Here is a 20,316-nt window from a genome sequence, read left to right as displayed (position 1 = left end):
CCGTCGTCGAGAGTCATGAGCACAATCCAATGCTCACAGCCGTTCGCACCGACTGGTTGCAGCTTGCCGGGCAGTCACTGTTTGCGGTCGCTTGAACCGCACATGAACTGCCATACAAAAAACCTTGGCGATTGTGCCACTTCCCTATCGAAATGCCACCTCATTCTGGACTTTACACAATCTCCAGGCACTTTCTTTTGAGGAGCTGGCATTCACGGCAGACATTCATCCCTTGTATTGACTGAAAAAGAAGGTCATATGACATCAGGATTCACTGCCGAAAATACTGGAATGACGCGAAACGATTACGGCCTGACAGCATGCAAGCGACGCATGACCCGGTATTTTTTAACGGAAGCTTGAATACTCTATTAAAGAGCAGGAACAAACCGGCAATTGGCCATCGATGCTGTATGAATTTTCCGAAACTCACAAAACTTCCCACTGTGGAGGGTTTGGTGTCAGTCGGGGCAGCGCAGTTGTGCCCACACGTCAATGCGTTATGCTCCAGCATCGTCACGCAAAACCGGAACTTGCCATGACCTACGCCCGTCTCCTCGCCCCCTTGAGCCTTGCCCTGCTGACCGCCTGTGCGCAAACCCCGAAAAGCATCGTCTCGGTGGAAGCCCAGAGCGACTGCCCGCTGACGCTCAAGAGCGGACAAACCCTGATCCTCACCCTGCCCAGCAACCCCACCACCGGCTTTCGCTGGCAGATCCAGAACCCGGCACAGAATGTTCTGCGCAGCCTGGGGCCGGAGGTTTATAAAAACTCGCAGAGCACTGAAATGGTGGGCAGTGGCGGGCAATCGGTATGGCGCTACAAGGCGACCGATGCAGGTACCGGGCAACTGGTGATGATCTACCAGCAACCCTGGACACCCGAAGCGGCCCCCGAACAGACTTTCGAGTGTGCAATTACAGTGAACTGAGGCGTTTCGCACGCTCTGTCAGACAACGCTCTCTGATTCATGCATCCCGGCGACAACTTGGCTAGAATGCCCGCCTTTCAAAGCCTTCGCCGGAACCGCCGTGAGCAAAGAACCCGACCGCATTTTCGCCCAGCCATTGGCTCAGGTGCCTGACTTCGCCTTCAACGAGGATGTGGTTCGGGTCTTTCCTGACATGATCAAGCGCTCGGTGCCCGGCTATCCGACCATTGTCGAGAATCTGGGCGTGCTGGCGGCACAGTTCGCCCGCCCCGATACCGTTCTGTATGACCTTGGCAGTTCGCTCGGTGCCGTGACTCAGGCCCTGCGCCGCCATGTGCGCAGCGAAGGCTGCAAGGTCATCGCGGTGGACAATTCGGCAGCGATGGTCGAACGCTGCCGTGAATACCTCAATGCACAGAACTCCATGTTTCAGGAGTTGCTGCCGGTCGAGGTGATCGAAGGCGACATTCTGGCGTTGCAGTTCCAGCCCGCCTCAGTGGTGGCCCTGAACTTCACCCTGCAGTTCATCGCCCCGGAACAACGCCTGTCGTTGTTGACCAGCATTCGCCAGGCGCTGGTGCCAGGCGGCGCCCTGATTCTCTCGGAAAAGCTGCGCTTCAGCGACGAGCAGGAACATGCCCTGCTGACCGACCTGCATATCGCCTTCAAGCGCGCCAACGGCTACAGCGATCTGGAAATAGCCCAGAAGCGCAGCGCCATCGAAAACGTCATGAAACCCGACAGCCTTGAAGAACACCGCCAACGCCTGCTGGCCGCGGGGTTCTCCAAGGTCGTCCCCTGGTTCCAATGCCTTAACTTTGCCTCGTTGATTGCCTTGCCATGATTGATCTCGCTCCACTCGTTCGCCGCCTTGCAGGCACGCCACTGGCTGAATGGGCCAATGGCCTGCAGGCACAACTCGACACCAAGATGGCCAAGGGGCACGGCGATCTGCAACGCTGGCAAAGTGCGCTGGATGCCTTGCCCCCACTGACGGCGAAACATGTCGAGCTGGCCGACAGCTTTACTCTGGAAGTCGAGTGTGACGACGAAACCCGCACCCGTCTGCGTCAGGCCCTGATGGGCCTGTCACCCTGGCGCAAGGGGCCGTTCGATGTATTCGGCGTGCATGTCGATACCGAATGGCGCTCGGACTGGAAATGGTCCCGTGTTTCGCCACATCTGGATCTCAAGGGCAAACGCATCCTCGATGTGGGCTGCGGCAACGGCTATTACCAGTGGCGCATGCTGGGCGCCGGAGCAGAGAGCGTGATTGGCGTGGACCCTAACTGGCTGTTTTTCTGCCAGTTCCAGGCCATGCAGCGCTATCTGCCAGACCTGCCAGCCTGGCACCTGCCCTTTGCTCTGGAAGATCTGCCCGCCAACCTCGAAGGCTTCGATACCGTTTTTTCCATGGGCGTGCTGTATCACCGCAAATCGCCTGTCGACCATCTGCTGGCCTTGAAAGACTGCCTGGTCAAAGGCGGTGAACTGGTCATGGAAACCCTGGTGGTGCCGGGCGATGCGCAGCAAGTGCTGGTCCCGGAAGATCGCTATGCGCAGATGCGCAACGTGTGGTTCCTGCCGTCAGTACCAGCACTGGAACTGTGGCTGCGACGCGCCGGATTCGTCGATGTCCGTTGCGTCGATGTCAGCACCACCACCGTGCAGGAGCAGCGCAGCACCGAGTGGATGCGTTATCAGTCGCTGGGCGACTTTCTCGATCCGACCGATCACAGCCGCACCATTGAAGGCCTGCCTGCGCCGATGCGCGCCGTGATTGTCGGGCGCAAGCCCTGATCTTTTGCGGATGAATCAGTGCCAGCACCATTGGTGTGGGAGCTGATTCATCCGCGAAAGGCTTACTTCGCTGCTGCCACAATCAACGCCTTCATCTCGGCCACTGCAGCCTTGAATCCTACGAACAAGGCATGCGCCACCAGCGCATGGCCGATGTTCAGCTCGTTGATACCCTTGATCGCAGCCACCGCTTCGACGTTGTGATAATGCAGACCGTGACCGGCATTGACGATCAGCCCCTGAGCCACACCAAAAGCCACGCCATCGGCAATGCGCTTGAGCTCTTCGGCGACTTCAGACGGCGTCTGCGCATCGGCGTAGCGGCCGGTATGCAGTTCGATGGCCGGAGCACCGACGCGCTTTGAGGCAGCAATCTGCTGCTCGTCGGCATCGATGAACAGCGAGACTTCACAGCCGATCTTCGCCAAGCGCTCGACCGCCGCCCTGATCCGCTCTTCCTGCCCGGCCACATCCAGGCCGCCTTCGGTGGTCAGTTCCTGGCGGGTTTCCGGCACCAGGCATACATGGGCCGGACGAATACGCTCGGCAAAGGCGAGCATTTCTTCGGTCACGCCCATCTCGAAATTCATGCGTGTCTGCAACACGTCCTTGAGCAGCAAGACGTCGCGATCCTGGATATGCCGACGGTCCTCACGCAAATGCACAGTGATGCCATCCGCACCCGCCTCTTCGGCATCCAGCGCGGCTTTCACCGGATCGGGATAACGCGTACCGCGAGCCTGACGCAAGGTGGCAACGTGGTCGATGTTCACGCCAAGAAGGATGCGAGTGCTTTGGGTCACGGATGTCTCCTGAAATTTGATCGAAGCAGGCCGCAGAGCATAAAGCCTGTTCACGGCTTGCGAAACAGTTCACGACTCACTAAGGGACGGCCGCCCAGATGCACGGCCAATGCCTGGCGCATCAGGCGCTTGGCGGCAGACAGCGCACCCGGAGCGCTCCAGTCGGCCTCGGCCATGGCCAACAGCTCGACGCCCTGAAACAGGCCGGGCTGCAACAGATAGACCCGTTCCAGCCCCGCATCCACTTGCAAACGGTACAAACCATCCGCAGCAAGAGGATCACCATTGATATCCACATCCAGCGCAAAGCCATAGCCCAGATCATCCAGCAATCGCCACTCGAACGAACGCAACAGAGGCTCAAGAGGACGCCCCTGTGCCAAGGCCGTCAGGGTCGCGGCATAGTGGTCGAAAACGGCGGGATGAGGATCTTCGGACGGCAACAGACGAATCAGCAGTTCGTTGAGGTAGATGCCGCTGAACAAGGCTTCGCCGGACAGCCAGACGGCAACCCCGGCACCTTCCATGCGCCCGACATTCTTGAGCTCGCCACGCCCGCGAAACTCGGCCTCAAGAGGGACGAAAGGACGCGCCAGCGTACCGGCCTTGCCCCGAGCATTACGCAGCACGGCGCGCAAACGGCCTTGAGGGGTGAGGAAGTCGACCAGAGCGCTGTTTTCGCGATAGGCCCGGCTGTGAAGCACATAAGCAAGTTGGCCGGTTGGCGTGCTCATCGGGATGGCTCGGAAGAAAGGAGATTCACCCGGTCACGAAAATCATGACCGGGTGACAGAAACACTTACAGGTCGCCGTAACCCAATGAACGCAAGGCGCGCTCATCGTCGGACCAGCCACCCTTGACCTTGACCCACAGGTTGAGCATGACCTTGGAATCGAACAGCAGCTCCATGTCGCGACGGGCGTCGCTGCCGATACGCTTGATCCGCTCACCCTTGTCGCCAATGATGATTTTCTTCTGACCGTCACGCTCAACAAGAATCAGGGCGTGGATATGCAAGGTCCGCCCCTGCTGCTTGAACTCTTCGATTTCGACGGTGATCTGGTACGGAAGCTCGGCACCCAGCTGGCGCATGATTTTCTCGCGAACCAGTTCGGCAGCCAGGAAGCGGCTGCTGCGGTCGGTAATCTGGTCTTCCGGGAAGAAGTGATCGTTTTCCGGCAGATGGGAAGCAATCAGGCCTTCCAGCGCGTCGAGATTATGCCCGTGCTGCGCAGAAATCGGCACGATGGACGCATTGGGCAACTGACCCTGCAGCCATTCCAGATGCGGCATCAGCTCGCCCTTGTCTTCGATGCGATCGGTCTTGTTGATCGCCAGGATGACAGGACCCTGCACGTACTGGACACGCTCCAGCACCATCTGGTCTTCGTCGGTCCAGCGGGTGCGGTCAACCACGAAGATCACGACATCGACATCTTTCAAGGCAGCCGAAGCGGTCTTGTTCATGTAGCGGTTGAGCGCTTTTTCGCTGTTCTTGTGCATGCCGGGGGTATCGACATAGATCGCCTGCACGGCACCCTCGGTCTTGATACCCAGCATGTTGTGACGGGTGGTCTGCGGCTTGCGCGAGGTGATCGCCAGCTTCTGGCCAAGAATGTGGTTGAGCAGCGTGGACTTGCCTACGTTGGGGCGGCCGACGATGGCAACATAGCCACAGCGAGTTGCAGTTGTATCAGTCATTACCGTTCTCCACGCCCAGGGCAATCAGTGCTGCGGCCGCGGCTACCTGTTCGGCAATGCGACGACTGACACCCTGACCTCGACTCTTTTCATTCAATAAGGTGATCTCGCATTCGACGAAAAACGTCCGGCAATGCGGTTCGCCCTGGATATCCACCACTTCGTAACGCGGCAACTCACAGGCACGGGACTGGAGAAATTCCTGCAGTCTGGTTTTCGGGTCCTTGTTGGTATCGACCAGAGTCAGACTGTCGAACTCGTTGGTCAGCCAGGCCAGGACCCGCTCACGCGCAACTTCCATCCCCGAGTCGAGATAGATGGCACCGATCAAGGCTTCAAGGGCATCGGCCAGAATCGACTCGCGACGGAAACCGCCACTTTTCAATTCACCGGAGCCAAGGCGCAGATATTCGCCCAGATCGAAACCACGGGCCAGCAATGCCAGGGTCTCCCCTTTCACCAGACGTGCGCGCAACCGCGACAACTGGCCTTCGCGGGCCTGCGGGAAGCGCTCGAACAGGGCTTCACCGGCCACGAAGTTGAGGATCGCATCCCCCAGGAACTCCAGACGCTCATTGTTGCGGCCAGCAAAGCTGCGGTGAGTCAGGGCCAGGATCATCAGTTCCTGATCCTTGAAGGTATAGCCGAGCTGACGCTCAAGGCGGCTCAAGGATACGCTCACAGTTTACCCACGCTGAATTGCTGATCGAACTTCATCACCAGATCGATATTCTGGATCAACGGCTCACGCTGTTCATATTTCAAATGGGCGCTGAACTTGCCGTTCTGCACCGCCACCTTTAAAGCATTGTTCAAATCCACATCCCGAATATTGTTGACCTGCATGTTCTTACCGACATAACTGTAAAAATCGTCGACCGTGGTGATATCCAGGGCCTGATTGCTCTCGACCGACTCGATGATCTTCTTCATCGACATGTAGTCAAGATAGTGCGGAATCAGCTTGAAAGCCGTGCTGGTCACAAATGCGACAAACGCCAGCGCAATCAGCCACCCCACGAACGACAAACCTTTCTGAGAAGCGGAAAACGTCATGTTTCGACCTCGACCCCAAGGATAGCCCGTTCACGCAACCGACATGTCTTGTCGACCGGAAGCGTTTCGGGCCAGCCCAAATGAGATACGGCGCTGTTCTAGCAGCGCCGCATTGATTACTTGATCAGCCCTACACGGGAAAAGTTAGGGAAGTGGCTGAGCTTGGGCTCGGGCCAGCTCATCCAGACAGCAAACGCCTTGCCGACGATGTTCTTGTCGGGAACCATGCCCAGCTCGTCCTTGGGAATGTTCGGATCGTCCCAGTAACGGCTGTCATTGGAGTTGTCGCGGTTGTCACCCATCATGAAGTAATGGGCGGCCGGCACAGTCCACTCGCTGTCAGGCGGTGCACGGTAGCGGCTCATTTCCTGACGGATCTGGTGCTCGACATCGCCCAGCAGCTCTTCATACAGCTCGGCACTGCCCAGAGTACCCGGCTCGCTGCCGATCAGCTTCTTGGCAACCAGCTCGCCATTGACGAACAGACGCTTGTCGCTGGTGTAGCGGATGTGATCGCCCGGCAGGCCCACTACACGCTTGATGTAGTTGACGCTCGGGTCGCTCGGGTAGCGAAACACCATGACGTCGCCACGCTTCGGGTCGCCGATCTGGATCACTTTCTGATCCAGCACCGGCAGACGGATGCCGTAGGAGAACTTGTTGACCAGGATGAAATCACCCACCTCCAGCGTCGGTTTCATGGAGCCCGAAGGAATCTGGAAGGGTTCGACCAGAAACGAACGGAGCACCAGCACGAGAAACAGCACCGGGAAGAACGATTTGCCGTATTCGACCAGCAAAGGCTCTTTGTTCAATTGCTCAACAACCGCGATGTCCGGCTGACTGACACTGCCCTGATAGGTCGCAATGGCGGCCCGGCGACGAGGCGCCAGGAAAACCAGATCGATCAGTGCGAGCACGCCACAGACAAAGACTGCGATGACCAACAACAGCGGGAAATTTAGTGACATAGGACCTGACTATTCCAACCTGAGCACTGCAAGGAAAGCTTCCTGTGGAATTTCCACGTTGCCGACCTGCTTCATGCGTTTCTTACCGGCCTTCTGTTTCTCAAGCAGCTTGCGCTTACGGCTCACGTCGCCGCCATAACATTTGGCCAGTACGTTCTTTCTAAGTGCCTTGACGGTTGTACGCGCCACAATCTGACCACCAATGGCAGCCTGAATTGCCACATCGAACATCTGCCGCGGAATCAGTTCTTTCATTTTCTCGGTCAACGCACGCCCTTTGTAGTGCGCGTTGTCACGGTGCACGATCAACGCCAGGGCGTCGACCTTCTCGCCATTGATCAACACATCGAGCTTGACCAGATTGGCAGACTGGTAACGATCGAAATGATAATCCAGCGAAGCATAGCCACGGCTGACAGACTTGAGACGATCGAAGAAGTCCAGAACAACTTCGTTCATCGGCAGGTCATAGCTCACCTGAACCTGGGTACCCAGGAACAACATGTCGTGCTGTACGCCACGCTTCTCGATGCACAGCGTAATGACGTTGCCCAGGTGCTCCTGAGGCACAAGAATATTGGCCCGCACGATCGGTTCACGCATGTCCTCGATCGCGGACAGGTCAGGAAGCTTGGACGGGTTGTCGACGTAAATCGTTTCACCGTTCTTGAGCTGCAGCTCGAAAATTACCGTTGGCGCAGTGGTAATCAGGTCGAGGTCGTATTCGCGCTCCAGGCGCTCCTGGATGATCTCCATGTGGAGCATGCCCAGGAAGCCGCAACGGAAGCCGAAGCCCAGGGCATCGGAGCTTTCCGGCAGGTACTGCAGCGAAGAGTCGTTGAGCGTCAGCTTTTGCAGCGCTTCGCGGAAGTCCTCGAAATCGTCCGAACTGACCGGGAACAGGCCGGCGTAGACCTGAGGCTGAATGCGCTTGAAGCCTGGCAGCACGTCGACATCGGGAGTGGAACTCAGGGTCAGGGTGTCACCGACCGGAGCACCATGAATGTCCTTGATGCCCGCAATGATGAAGCCCACTTCACCGGCTTTCAGGTCTGCGGTTGCAGTGTGCTTGGGGTTGAACACGCCGACGCTGTCGACCAGGTGCACCTTGCCGGTGGACTTGACCAGAATCTTGTCGCCTTTCTTGACGCGGCCATGACGCACACGCACCAGAGACACAACGCCCAGGTAGTTGTCGAACCACGAGTCGATGATCAACGCCTGCAGCGGGTCTTCGATATTGCCTTCGGGAGCAGGAATGGTGGTAACCAGACGCTCCAGCACTTCGTCGACGCCCATGCCGCTCTTGGCACTGCATGCCACGGCATCGGTGGCATCGATACCGATGATCTTCTCGATCTCTTCCTTGACGCGGTCGGGATCGGCCTGCGGCAAGTCCATCTTGTTCAGTACCGGCATGACCTCAAGGCCCTGCTCGATAGCGGTGTAGCAGTTGGCAACCGACTGTGCCTCCACGCCCTGACCGGCATCGACCACCAGCAGCGCGCCTTCACAGGCCGCCAGGGAACGGCTGACCTCATAGGTGAAGTCCACGTGGCCCGGGGTGTCGATGAAGTTCAGCTGGTAGGTCTTACCGTCTTTGGCCTTGTAGTACAGGGTTACGCTGTGGGCCTTGATGGTGATCCCGCGCTCGCGCTCAAGATCCATGGAATCGAGGACCTGCGCTTCCATTTCGCGCTCGGACAGGCCACCGCACATTTGAATGAAGCGGTCGGCCAGCGTCGACTTGCCATGGTCAATGTGGGCGATGATGGAGAAATTGCGGATATGACTCAAATCACTCACGGATCAACACTCAAAAAGGTTGCAGGCAGATTGCCCGCCGAAAAATAGCCGGGAATTGTACCTGAAGGAAGCAAGAGGCGTCACGCCCGGAGCTATACAGAACAATTCCCATCCGGCAGACATCCACAAAAAAGGGCGGTATCTACCGCCCCTTTTCGTCAGACCTGTCGATTACTCAGCCAGTTTGAAGGTAATGAAACTCGCCCGACCCTGGCGCAGAACACGCATGGAGACGGAACGATCCTTCGGCAGGCTCTTGGCCACATCGGTGAACTGCTTCGCCGAAACGATGGCCTGATTGTTCAGGTGAGTGATGACATCGCCTGGTTGCAGACCGATCAAGGCTGCCGGACCACCCTGCACTTCCTTGATGACCACGCCGCCCTTGAGGTCGAAGCTCTTCTTCTGCTCGGCGGTCAGCTCGATCACCGAAACACCCAGGCGATTGCTGCTGCGCTCGGCTCCCGGCCCGGCAGCGCCCATTTCCTGACCTTCGTCCGGCAGTGCGCCGACGGTGACGGTCAGATTCTGGCGCTTGCCATCACGGATCACTTCAAGCTCGGCCTTGCTGCCGTCCTTGAGGTTGCCGATCAGGTGCGGAAGGTCGGCAGACATCACAATCGGCTGACCGTTGGCACTGAGGATCACATCACCAACCTGCAGACCACCCTTCGCCGCCGGGCCATCTTCAAGCACCTGGGCAACCAGAGCACCGGCAGGCTTGTCGAGCCCGAAGGACTCGGCCAGGTCCTTGTTGACCTCCTGGATCACTACACCCAGCCAGCCACGATTGACCTTGCCGTTGGCCTTGAGCTGATTGGCGACATCCATGGCCACGTCGATCGGAATCGCGAACGACAGCCCCATGAAGCCACCCGAGCGGGTGAAAATCTGCGAGTTGATACCCACGACTTCACCGGCCATGTTGAACAACGGACCACCGGAGTTACCCGGGTTGATCGCTACGTCGGTCTGAATGAACGGCACATAGGTATCGTTCGGCAGGCTGCGGCCCTTGGCACTGACGATACCCTTGGTCACCGAATGATCAAAGCCGAACGGCGAGCCGATGGCCAGTACCCACTCGCCCACTTTCAGCTTGTTGGAATTACCCAGCTTGGCGGTCGGCAGGTTCTTGCCATCGATTTTCAGGACAGCAACGTCGGTGCGCGGATCGGTACCGACCAGCTTGGCCTTCAGCTCACTGCGATCGGAAAGACGCACGATGATTTCATCGGCGCCATCGATCACATGGTTATTGGTCAGAACATAACCGTCACCGGAAATGATGAAGCCCGAACCCAGCGACTGGGCCTCGCGCTGGCGATCACCCTTTCCAGGAGCACGAGACCCCGGCGGCATACTGCGCTCGAGAAACTCGCGCAGCATGGGTGGCAGACCTTCCAGATCGGGCACCTGACCGGCAATTGCACGATCGGGCATTTTTTGACGGGTGCTGATATTCACTACCGCAGGCGAAGCCTGTTCAACCAGTCCAGTGAAATCCGGCAAGTCCTCGGCCTGAGCCACAGCGACCTGGCCGAGCATCATCATGGCGGCAATCAGCGAAACATAAGATTTCAAGCGTGGTATCGACATACGGCTCCCGTTAACAACGAGCAAAGTTAAGCAGTACAGAGCGACTGATCAAAGACACCATGCGCCGCATTCGGACGCGACACTATCCCTGGATCAGCTTTCCGGCCCCAGAAACGACAAAGGCCAGAGCTGCAAGGCTGTGACCTATAGAAAAAAAAGAGAGTTTTTGCAACTTGCAAACCTCACCAAACATTTCAGTATCCCTGCCCAAGGCCATGTGAACTGCGGTCTGGCGTGTTATTGAGCCCAAGATGAAACCTTTTATACATCCCGGGCATTGACTTCATTTCCAAGATGGCACGTCCAGCGAGAGCTACTTGCTGGCCTGCACATCGGCACTGCGCATCGACAGGGCTACATGTTCGGCGGTCCCCATGGGAATCTCACCGACCACCGTCACCATGACCACTCCACGCGGCGTGGTGAGCCTGCGCGATACGGCAACCGTAGGCCCCAACTGGGTACGGATATCCGTAGTTGCGCCTTCGCTCACCGATTCGATGAATACGGAAAAGCGCGCCAGGCCATCGCTGTACATCAGGCTGGAGACCAGCGCCTTCGAGGCAGGATCCTTGCGCGCGGCACTGCTGCTGAGCTCGAAACCGGGCGGCAGCCAATCGGAGCGCCATGCAACAGGCGCGCTCGCATGCTCGGCCTTGGCCTTGACAGCACTCACCGCCTTGCAATCGGAACTGGGCTGCAGCGACGCTGCGGAAGGTGCGACTGTATCGAGTTCGGTAAACTGGAAACGCTCCAGCAACTGCCCCTTTTCGCTCAACAGAAGTGACTTCAAAGGCAGACCGGTTTCATTATCCACATGCAACTCGATACCGTAACGATGCTGGTCCTTGGGCGTAATGGCCACAATGGTAGCCGCCCGACCTGCAACCCTGGACTTGCCGACAATCGTCATGTCGTACCAGGCCGAGAGTTTTTGGGTATCGAAAATACGCGCAGTCGAATCGGAGGGATTGGCAACGCCTGAGACAAGCGTGCCACTGACACATTGTGTCAGACCGTCAACACGCAAGACTTCCTGAGCTGAACCATCGAGCTGCAGCAGCCTCTCGCTGACCTTACCGTTATCAACACTGTGCCAGATACGGTGAGTGGAGAAGCTGCCGTTACGTTCGTAAACGAAGGTACCCTGGTAGCTCTGCTGCTGGTTGGCTTGCGCAAGACGCTTGAACATGTCTTGCGCATCGTCAGCATGCGCGGGAAGGGCAAGCCATCCACCGAGCAAAAGCGGTAATAGCGGGACGGCTCGCATGCTCTTCCTTAACGGTTTTCCAGACTTGCAGCACGCGCATAGGGCAGCGCGCTTTCAGTGCCTTTCAACGCTGCTTCCTGAGCGTGTTGACGCAGATAGCCAGGCAGACGCTGATCGCCTTCACCGGCCTGACCTTGCAGGACACCATTGGCCATAGGGCCTGTCTGCTCGGTTGGCTCGGTGTAACCGGCCAGAACTGCCGGGCCTTTCACCTGCGGTACGGACAGATTGGCTGGCTGCTGAACCTGCTGCGCCAACTGGGCACCGGCGATTTCGTCCTGATTGTAGAGACGAACACCTGCCAGAACGGCGACAGTTACCGATGCGGCAACGGCCAGACGACCCAGAGTGCGCCACGGGCCGCGAGCGACCTTCAGCGGGCTGACTTCATCGGCGATTGCGGCAGATACAGCAGCCGAAATATCCAGATGAGGCACCAGCAACTCTTTATGCATGGCTGCACGAGCTACCTGGTAACGCGACCATGTGGCACGTGTCTCGGCATCGTCAATGGCATTCAGTACCCGACGTAATTCCAACTCATCCGCTTCGTTATCCATCACTGCGGACAGCGATTCCTGCAGGGCTTCACGACTCATGGCGGTTTCCTCTCTTGGCTATCGCCGCTGTCTCAGGATTCCTGCAACAACGGCTGCAGGGCTTTGTCGATGGCTTCCCGAGCGCGGAAAATCCGGGAGCGCACGGTACCAACGGGACATTGCATGACGCTCGCAATGTCTTCATAACTCAGACCATCGAATTCACGCAAAGTTAGTGCAGTGCGCAAATCTTCCGGGAGAAGCTGGATGGTCCGATGGACAGTGCCCTCGATCTCATCCCTCAACAATGCACGTTCTGGCGATTCGATGTCCTTGAGGCCATGATCGCCATCGTAGAACTCCGCATCTTCAGACCTTACATCGCTATCCGGTGGACGCCGACCGCGCGATACCAGATAGTTTTTCGCCGTGTTAATGGCGATACGGTACAGCCATGTATAAAAGGCGCTGTCACCGCGAAAGTTGCCTAGTGCACGGTAAGCCTTGATAAAGGCTTCCTGTGCAACGTCTTGAGCCTCATGGGTGTCGTGCACGAATCGCACGATCAACCCTAGAATCTTGTGCTGATATTTCAGCACCAACAGATCAAATGCTCGCGTGTCACCGCGCTGAACGCGCTCGACAAGCTGCTGATCCTCTTCCTGGGTTAGCATGAACACTCCTCGTTGAGCCTGGAGGGGTGTTGCATCAACCATTGTTCAGGCTTGCAAACATAGACTCGGGCTTTTCGCAAAAGTTCTCCCCTTCCAAGCAAGTTTCCTGCAGACAGTGATATGGCCTGCACGAAAAACGCAGCTCGAACATAGTCGGCTGCGTGAATAGTCTTGTCGCCAGCTCCACTGTCGATAATCGATCGACTTGGTGCAGACCGGCGCTGTTCCTTTATAGGCAACCCGCTATTGAGCATAGGCCTCATTAAAAGTTCCCAAGCTTCAATCGCAGGCGAAAGACACTTTCCCCCGGGTCAGGCCAATGCCGCAGCCGTGGTAACCGACCCAATGGAAAACGGTATGCATGACGTCATGGACTGGAGCACAATCCTGCACCGCAATAGTCTCACATTGCCATAAAGGCGAGGCTATTGTGCCGATACCCCCTTACTTATACTAGGGCCTGTTGCCGTTTCAGCACGAACTGCATGACAGAGCAAAATCCAGCCTGGCAACCCGATCCGTGGCCCGGCGTAAAAACGTGTTGAAATCACAGAACCTGATGGCCGCCAAAGGCAGAATTCATAGATGAGTCAACATTTTCAGCACGATGTACTGGTGATTGGCAGCGGCGCGGCAGGATTGAGTCTGGCGCTGACCCTTCCCGAACATTTGCGCATCGCGGTCCTGAGCAAGGGCGATCTGGCCAATGGCTCTACATTCTGGGCCCAGGGTGGCGTCGCGGCCGTGCTCGACGACACCGACACCGTACAGTCTCATGTCGAAGACACCCTCAACGCCGGTGGCGGCCTGTGCAATGAAGAAGCGGTGCGTTTCACGGTCGAACATAGCCGTGAATCCATCCAGTGGCTGATCGATCAGGGCGTACCGTTCACCCGCGGCGAATACTCGGACAACGAAGAAAGCGGTTTTGAATTCCACCTGACCCGCGAAGGCGGCCACAGCCATCGCCGCATCATCCACGCGGCCGACGCGACCGGAGCCGCAATTTTCAAGACCCTGTTCGAACAGGCCAGCAAACGCCCGAATATCGAACTGCTGGATCAGCGTGCCGCCATCGACCTGATCACCGAGCGACGCCTGGGCCTGACAGGCCAGCGCTGCCTGGGCGCCTACGTACTCAACCGCAAGACCGGAGAAGTCGACACCTACGGTGCCCGCTTCACCATTCTGGCCTCGGGTGGCGCAGCAAAGGTCTACCTCTATACCAGCAACCCGGACGGCGCCTGTGGCGACGGCATCGCCATGGCCTGGCGCTCGGGCTGCCGGGTCGCCAACCTGGAATTCAACCAGTTTCACCCGACCTGCCTGTATCACCCGCAGGCCAAGAGTTTTCTGATCACCGAAGCGTTACGGGGTGAAGGCGCGTATCTCAAGCTGCCCAACGGCGAACGCTTCATGCCGCGCTTCGATGAGCGCGCCGAACTGGCCCCACGGGACATCGTCGCCCGGGCCATCGACCATGAAATGAAGCGCCTGGGCATCGATTGCGTCTACCTGGACATCAGCCACAAGCCTGAAGCCTTCATCAAGAGCCACTTCCCGACGGTCTACGAGCGCTGCCTGGAATTCTCCATCGACATCACCCGACAACCGATCCCGGTAGTGCCGGCCGCGCATTACACGTGCGGCGGCGTGATGGTCGATAACAAGGGACGCACCGACGTGCCCGGCCTGTACGCCATTGGCGAGACCAGCTTCACCGGCCTGCACGGCGCAAACCGCATGGCCAGCAACTCGCTGCTCGAATGCTTTGTCTACGCACGCTCGGCAGCGGCGGACATCGAGAAGCAACTGACCGATATCCAGATGCCGGACAACCTGCCCGCCTGGGATGCCAGTCAGGTGACCGATTCGGACGAAGACGTGATCATTGCGCACAACTGGGACGAGTTGCGGCGCTTCATGTGGGACTACGTCGGCATCGTGCGCACCAACAAGCGCCTGCAACGCGCCCAGCACCGGGTTCGCCTGCTGCTCGATGAGATCGATGAGTTCTACAGCAATTACAAAGTCAGCCGCGATCTGATCGAACTGCGCAACCTGGCACAGGTGGCTGAACTGATGATCCGCTCGGCCATGGAGCGCAAGGAAAGCCGCGGCCTGCATTACACCCTGGATTACCCGGACATGCTGCCCCAGGCCCTGGACACTATTCTGGTACCGCCCACCTACGCGAACTGAATTTCAAGCGTACGCGCAGGCGTCGGTGGGTATCCGGCGTCAGCGCGTCACGCGGGATGCAGATGCTTTTCACATAGCGCGCCACTCGCCCCTCTTTTACGGGACGAAAGCGCAAAATGACGATCCACGGCAAAGCCAGGCTGTCGCGACAGAGCTGCACGGGCTGCCAGCCCTCCTGTTCGCTCCACAATTGCCATCCCTTGCGATCACGTCGCAAGGCCGTCACTGCCGAACGGTGACTGAGCAGAATCGACCGTGGAACGACCCACAACCCATGGACAAGACACAGCACAACGCCAGATACAGAAGCCCAGCCGGGAATATCGAGCCAGAACAGGGCAGCGAGCGCCAGTGACTGAACGCTCAGATACCCGGCCAGCAGCAGGCGCGAAGCCTGCCAGTGGCACTCGAAGCCGTCACTTGGGCTGGACACGGTCCAGAATCATGCGAACCATGCGCTGCAACTCGGGATCTTCCGACTCGGCGCGTTGCATGAACCAGCCGAACATGTCCTGATCCTCGCAAGTGAGCAGGCGACGATAAAGCTCACGATCTTCCTGATTCAATTGCGGGTAGACTTCCCGGACAAACGGTACCAGCAGTACGTCCAGTTCAAGCATGCCGCGGCGGCTGTGCCAATAAAGGCGGTTGAGTTCGACGTCTTCGACCATGGAGCGCTCCTCAAAATAGGCCGCGAGTATACAGGCGCGAGCCGGTTGAGCGAATTGCCCAATGGTCGCAGCAGTTTTCATATACCCATATTCACGACTCGGCACTATGATGTGCCCCAGACTTTTTCCTCTTGCGATGACCATGGCACACTCAGCTTTCTTCAGCACGCTATCCCATGAGGGCATTCTTGCCGTTCGCGGCGTGGATGCCAGCAAATTCCTGCAAGGTCAATTGACCTGCAACCTCAACTACCTCAACGACGGCAAATCCAGCCTGGGTGCCCGCTGCACTCAAAAAGGCCGCATGCAGTCGAGTTTCCGCATTGTGCTTGAAGGCGATGGCTGCCTGCTGGCGATGGCCAGCGAGCTGATCGAGCCGCAATTGCTGGACCTGAAAAAATATGCGGTCTTCTCCAAGTCCAAACTGACCGACGAGAGCAGCGCCTGGGTGCGTTTCGGTCTGCAGGATGGCGACGGTGCCCTGGTCAGCCTCGGGCTGGACCTGCCTCAAGAGACCGACGCACTGGTACGCGCCAACGACTTGCTGGCCATTCGTGTGTCCCCTGCCCGCGCCGAACTCTGGGTTCGTGCCGAACAGGCAGACGATGTGAAGTCACGGCTGGCCGCCCAGTTGCCCGAAGGCCCGCTCAATGACTGGCTTCTGGGCCAGATCCGCGCCGGTATCGGTCAGGTCGTGGGCAATACTCGCGAAGAATTCATCCCGCAGATGATCAATCTGCAGGCCGTCGGCGGCGTCAGCTTCAAGAAAGGCTGCTACACCGGCCAGGAAATCGTCGCCCGCATGCAGTATCTTGGCAAACTCAAGCGCAGGCTTTATCGCCTTACGCTTGAGGCCAGCGAACTTCCAGAACCCGGCACGGCACTGTTCTCTCCCGTACACAACAGCGCCGTAGGTAATGTCGTTATCGCAGCCAGTGCCGAACAAGGCATCGAACTGCTGGCGGTATTGCAAGCCGATGCCGCTGAAAGCGGCGACCTTCATCTCGGCTCGCCAGACGGACCAACCCTGCAATTGAGCGAACTGCCCTACACCCTGGACAGCAAGCTCGAAACCCAGCGTTAAATCCTGCAGCGAACACCCGCGCGCTACAACTGTCACAAAAGTCATCCGGCCTCCTGACGCCCACACGGCGCCAGGCGGCTCGAACACCCCAAACGGCTGCGAGATGCAACATGAGCAAGATGGCTGACGAGGTGCAGAGAAACCTGATCAAGGCAATCGATAGAGATGCCTTGTTTCTGCCTACACTGCCAGAGGTAGCCTTGAAAATCCGCATGGCTGCCGAGAACACCGAAATAAGCATTGCCGAACTGAGCAGAGTCATCGGCAGTGACACCGCCCTGTCCGCACGCCTTATCAAGGTTGCCAACAGCCCGTTGCTGCGTGCCAACTTTGAAGTCAGTGACGTGAACACCGCGATCCGCCGCCTGGGGGTCAATTACACCTGCAACCTGGCCATCGGCCTGGTGGTCGAGCAGATGTTTCACGCCAAGTCGGAAGTCATCGAACACAAGATGCGGGAAATCTGGAAACAGAGCCTGCAGGTGGCCGGGATCAGCTACACCCTCTGTCACAGGCACACCAACCTGAAGCCGGATCAGGCGACACTTGCCGGGCTGATTCACCTGATTGGCATCCTGCCGATCCTGACCTATGCCGAAGAGCATTTCGACCTGCTGTCAGACCCGATCAGCCTCAACCATGTGATCGACAACATTCACCCGATCATCGGTGAGCGCCTGCTGCGCTCATGGGACTTCCCGGAACCACTGGCCGCCGTCCCGGCCAAGTTCCAGGACTTCACCCGAGTGTCCCGGAGCGCCGATTACATCGATCTGGTGCAGGTCGCAACCGTCCACATCCACAGGAACACCAATCACCCCTTCAGCCAGATCGATATTGTCGACCTGCCAGCCTTTCACCAACTGGGGCTGAATGTGGCAGGAGGACTGCTGAGTGCGGAAATGGACGAAGCCATGGGCATGCTTTACTGATAGGCCGCAAAACTGACCCGTACTTTCAGGCCACGCTGCGCCCCGTCATGCAGGGATATCTGCGCCAGATGGGCGCGGCAGATCTCACCGACTATCGCCAGCCCCAAGCCGGAACCGCTGCCCTGCTGATTACGGCGGTAGAAACGCTCGAACACCCGCTCGCGGTCTTCCTGAGGAATGCCTGAACCATCGTCCTCAACCTCAAGAATGCATGGCGCATAAACCCGTAACACCACATTGCCTCCCACCGGAGTGTGCGCCAGGGCATTGTCGATCAGGTTGCTCAACAACTCATTGAGCAGCGTCGGCTCGCCCCGCAACCAGACCGGCTCATCAGCCTCGAGCGCCAGGGCAACGCCACGGGAATGGGCCAATGGCGCCATGGCCATGCCCAGTTCGCGAGCCAGCTGGCTCAGATCCAGCTTCTGCACGCCTCCTTCGGCAATCGCACGGGCACCGTTCTCGATACGCGCCAGTGACAACAACTGATTGGCCAGAGAGGTCAGTCGATCCGTTCCCTGAGCAGCGGCTTCAAGGGTTGAACGCCATTGCACGGGATCAGGGTCGCGCAAGCCAAGCTCGACCCTCGCCTTGAGTGCTGCCAGTGGCGTGCGCAACTCATGGGCCGCATCGGCAATGAACTGGGCCTGACGCTCGAACTGCAAGCGCAGGCGCTCGGTGAAGTGGTTAAGCGCATTCACCAGCGGACGCAGCTCACGCTGCACTTCCACCATGGGCAGCGCGCGCAGGTCATCGGGCTGTCGCTCCTCCACTGCGGTGCGCAATCGCTCCAGCGGGCGCAATGTGGAACTGACCGTGATCCAGACCAGCAACAAGGCACCGCCGCCCAGCATACCCAGGCGCAACAGGGTATCGGCCATCAGGCTGCGGGCCATGCGAACCCTCGCCTCCTGGGTTTCAGCCACGCGGATTTCCGCCATCCCGTTCATGCCGGGTTCGCTGACCGGCTTGAGCAGGCTGACCACTCGCACATCCTGGCCAAGGTAAACCCCGTTGTAGAACTTGGCGAGTGCCGGATAATCGTCGGTGCGCAAGGTGCCGGGCGGCGGAGAAGGCAGGTTTTCATAGCCGGAAATCAACGTCTTGTTGATGTCGTTGACCAGATAATAAATGCGACCTTCGCTGTCGTAGGCAAAGGTATCGAGGGCTACATAAGGCACGTCGGCACTCAACGTGCCGTCACGCTGGGTCAGGCCGGCCGCGATGGTCCGCGCCGATGCCAGCAACGTGCGGTCATAGGCCGTGTCGGCCACTTCCCGCCCGTTCCAGTAGGCACTCATGCCGCTGGCCAGCATCAGCACGATCAGCAGTAATGCCAGGTTCCATAACAGTCGCCAACGCAGGCTGTCGTTATGCATCGCGATTTTCCAGCAGATAACCCAGGCCGCGAAACGTCACGATAGCGATGGGATGGCCATCGAGCTTCTTGCGCAGGCGATGGACATAGATCTCGATGGCATCCGGGCTGGCTTCTTCATCAAGGCCAAACACCTGGGCCGCCAGTTGCTCCTTGCTCATGACCCGACCCGGCCGGGCAATCAGCACTTCAAGCACGGCCTGCTCACGGGAGGTCAGTGTCAGCAGGTCGCTGCCCAGCGTGAAACGTCTGGTGTCCAGGTCATAGGCCAGCACGCCGCAGCGCTGCTGCCGCTCGCCACCCAGCACACTGCGACGCAGCAGCGCCTTGACCCGCGCCTCCAGCTCAGACAGCTCGAATGGCTTGGCCAGATAATCGTCGGCCCCCAGATTGAGGCCATGGACCCGATCCTTCACATCGCTGCGTGCAGTCAGCATCAGTACCGGCAGGTTCTTGCCCCGCGCCCGCAAACGCCCCAGCACTTCGAACCCGTCCAGACGCGGCAGCCCTACATCGAGAATTGCCGCTGCATATTCCTCACTGCTCAAGGCCAGGTCGGCAGCCACGCCGTCGTGCAGGACATCAACGTTCAAACCCGCGTTCTTGAGCGCCTGGGCGATACTTTCAGCCAATTGCAGATGGTCTTCGACGAGAAGAACACGCATCGCCGTCTCCTGAATCATGAATGTTGTAATGAAGGCACGAAGGCGGAGTGTACAGGCGTGCCACAACCTGTGAAGCATTGAAACAACTGGAGGCTATTGAGTCGCCACCTGAAAGATAGTTGAAAGGTTTGTGAAAGGTTCACCATTTAGCATCGCGGTACGGCCCGAAAATACGGGTACGCAAATAAAGGCGCCCGGATGCGTCTGTAAAATAAAAACAATAAATGGAGTCA

Annotated in this window: 21 protein-coding genes; 6 read left to right on the top strand and 15 right to left on the bottom strand. The window is 58.3% G+C overall.

What is annotated here, in order from left to right; translation table 11 throughout:
- Positions 1-538: 538 nt before the first annotated feature.
- From JSY17_RS04440 to cmoB, 3 genes are all read left to right on the top strand, one after another.
- Positions 539-931 carry a protease inhibitor I42 family protein gene (locus JSY17_RS04440; protein WP_117185031.1) on the top strand — a complete coding sequence of 131 codons (393 nt, stop codon included), beginning with the start codon at positions 539-541 and terminating at the stop codon, positions 929-931.
- 100 nt (positions 932-1,031) lie between these two features.
- On the top strand, positions 1,032-1,775 hold the full coding sequence (gene cmoA, locus JSY17_RS04435; protein WP_206400693.1) for a carboxy-S-adenosyl-L-methionine synthase CmoA: 744 nt from the start codon (positions 1,032-1,034) through the stop codon (positions 1,773-1,775).
- A complete protein-coding gene (gene cmoB, locus JSY17_RS04430; RefSeq protein ID WP_117185030.1) occupies positions 1,772-2,731 on the top strand; it encodes a tRNA 5-methoxyuridine(34)/uridine 5-oxyacetic acid(34) synthase CmoB in 960 nt (319 codons plus the stop codon). The genes cmoA and cmoB overlap by 4 nt, the downstream gene beginning before the upstream one ends.
- A 62-nt stretch (positions 2,732-2,793) precedes the next feature.
- On the opposite strand, the gene pdxJ is transcribed toward cmoB, so the two are convergent.
- The 11 genes from pdxJ to rpoE all read right to left on the bottom strand — a co-directional run bounded on the left by pdxJ (position 2,794) and on the right by rpoE (position 13,151).
- On the bottom strand, positions 2,794-3,534 hold the full coding sequence (pdxJ, locus tag JSY17_RS04425) for a pyridoxine 5'-phosphate synthase (protein WP_117165975.1): 741 nt from the start codon (positions 3,532-3,534) through the stop codon (positions 2,794-2,796).
- 50 nt (positions 3,535-3,584) lie between these two features.
- Entirely contained in the window at positions 3,585-4,268 is a 684-nt protein-coding gene (recO, locus tag JSY17_RS04420; RefSeq protein ID WP_206400686.1) for a DNA repair protein RecO, read from the bottom strand.
- Between the two features lie 65 nt (positions 4,269-4,333).
- Positions 4,334-5,236, bottom strand: coding sequence for a GTPase Era (gene era, locus JSY17_RS04415; RefSeq protein ID WP_095068607.1), 903 nt, complete (start codon positions 5,234-5,236; stop codon positions 4,334-4,336).
- Positions 5,229-5,918, bottom strand: coding sequence for a ribonuclease III (gene rnc / locus JSY17_RS04410; RefSeq protein ID WP_117183829.1), 690 nt, complete (start codon positions 5,916-5,918; stop codon positions 5,229-5,231). Before rnc ends, era begins: the two co-directional genes overlap by 8 nt.
- The gene (locus tag JSY17_RS04405) at positions 5,915-6,292 is read right to left on the bottom strand and encodes a DUF4845 domain-containing protein (RefSeq protein WP_117183831.1); all 378 of its coding nucleotides are present in this window, start codon (positions 6,290-6,292) and stop codon (positions 5,915-5,917) included. The genes rnc and JSY17_RS04405 overlap by 4 nt, the downstream gene beginning before the upstream one ends.
- Positions 6,293-6,408: 116 nt before the next feature.
- Entirely contained in the window at positions 6,409-7,263 is an 855-nt protein-coding gene (gene lepB, locus JSY17_RS04400) for a signal peptidase I (protein WP_117165972.1), read from the bottom strand.
- Positions 7,264-7,272: 9 nt separating this feature from the next.
- Positions 7,273-9,069: a translation elongation factor 4 gene (lepA, locus tag JSY17_RS04395; RefSeq protein ID WP_117165971.1), complete on the bottom strand. Its 1,797-nt coding sequence runs from the start codon at positions 9,067-9,069 to the stop codon at positions 7,273-7,275.
- A 171-nt stretch (positions 9,070-9,240) separates the two neighbouring features.
- Positions 9,241-10,623: a DegQ family serine endoprotease gene (locus JSY17_RS04390; protein WP_232849277.1), complete on the bottom strand. Its 1,383-nt coding sequence runs from the start codon at positions 10,621-10,623 to the stop codon at positions 9,241-9,243.
- A gap of 358 nt (positions 10,624-10,981) precedes the next feature.
- On the bottom strand, positions 10,982-11,938 hold the full coding sequence (locus JSY17_RS04385; protein WP_206400685.1) for a MucB/RseB C-terminal domain-containing protein: 957 nt from the start codon (positions 11,936-11,938) through the stop codon (positions 10,982-10,984).
- Positions 11,939-11,946: 8 nt separating this feature from the next.
- On the bottom strand, positions 11,947-12,537 hold the full coding sequence (locus tag JSY17_RS04380) for an RseA family anti-sigma factor (RefSeq protein WP_025261578.1): 591 nt from the start codon (positions 12,535-12,537) through the stop codon (positions 11,947-11,949).
- Positions 12,538-12,569: 32 nt separating this feature from the next.
- Entirely contained in the window at positions 12,570-13,151 is a 582-nt protein-coding gene (gene rpoE / locus JSY17_RS04375; protein WP_002554912.1) for an RNA polymerase sigma factor RpoE, read from the bottom strand.
- A gap of 585 nt (positions 13,152-13,736) precedes the next feature.
- Between rpoE and nadB the strand changes: the two genes are divergently transcribed.
- Entirely contained in the window at positions 13,737-15,353 is a 1,617-nt protein-coding gene (nadB, locus tag JSY17_RS04370) for an L-aspartate oxidase (protein WP_201012748.1), read from the top strand.
- Here nadB and JSY17_RS04365 read toward each other — a convergent pair.
- Together JSY17_RS04365 and JSY17_RS04360 are read right to left on the bottom strand one after the other, a co-directional pair.
- Positions 15,322-15,786: a protein YgfX gene (locus JSY17_RS04365; protein WP_117183840.1), complete on the bottom strand. Its 465-nt coding sequence runs from the start codon at positions 15,784-15,786 to the stop codon at positions 15,322-15,324. The genes nadB and JSY17_RS04365 overlap by 32 nt on opposite strands.
- Positions 15,770-16,024, bottom strand: a complete 255-nt coding sequence (locus JSY17_RS04360) for an FAD assembly factor SdhE (protein WP_117165966.1) — start codon at positions 16,022-16,024, stop codon at positions 15,770-15,772. The genes JSY17_RS04365 and JSY17_RS04360 overlap by 17 nt, the downstream gene beginning before the upstream one ends.
- A 142-nt stretch (positions 16,025-16,166) precedes the next feature.
- Between JSY17_RS04360 and ygfZ the strand changes: the two genes are divergently transcribed.
- Positions 16,167-17,108, top strand: coding sequence for a CAF17-like 4Fe-4S cluster assembly/insertion protein YgfZ (gene ygfZ, locus JSY17_RS04355; protein WP_206400677.1), 942 nt, complete (start codon positions 16,167-16,169; stop codon positions 17,106-17,108).
- 110 nt (positions 17,109-17,218) lie between these two features.
- The gene (locus JSY17_RS04350; protein WP_117183843.1) at positions 17,219-18,040 is read left to right on the top strand and encodes an HDOD domain-containing protein; all 822 of its coding nucleotides are present in this window, start codon (positions 17,219-17,221) and stop codon (positions 18,038-18,040) included.
- Here JSY17_RS04350 and JSY17_RS04345 read toward each other — a convergent pair.
- Together JSY17_RS04345 and JSY17_RS04340 are read right to left on the bottom strand one after the other, a co-directional pair.
- The gene (locus JSY17_RS04345) at positions 18,034-19,419 is read right to left on the bottom strand and encodes a sensor histidine kinase (RefSeq protein WP_117165963.1); all 1,386 of its coding nucleotides are present in this window, start codon (positions 19,417-19,419) and stop codon (positions 18,034-18,036) included. The two genes, JSY17_RS04350 and JSY17_RS04345, sit on opposite strands and share 7 nt — an antisense overlap.
- Positions 19,412-20,083, bottom strand: a complete 672-nt coding sequence (locus JSY17_RS04340; RefSeq protein WP_117183845.1) for a response regulator — start codon at positions 20,081-20,083, stop codon at positions 19,412-19,414. Before JSY17_RS04340 ends, JSY17_RS04345 begins: the two co-directional genes overlap by 8 nt.
- Between the last annotated feature and the right edge of the window lie 233 nt (positions 20,084-20,316).

The organism is Pseudomonas capsici, assembly GCF_017165765.1.
GTDB classification, from domain to species: domain Bacteria; phylum Pseudomonadota; class Gammaproteobacteria; order Pseudomonadales; family Pseudomonadaceae; genus Aquipseudomonas; species Aquipseudomonas capsici.
The sequence above is the reverse complement of the archived record's forward strand: the minus strand, read 5'-3'. Positions and strand labels throughout refer to the sequence as shown.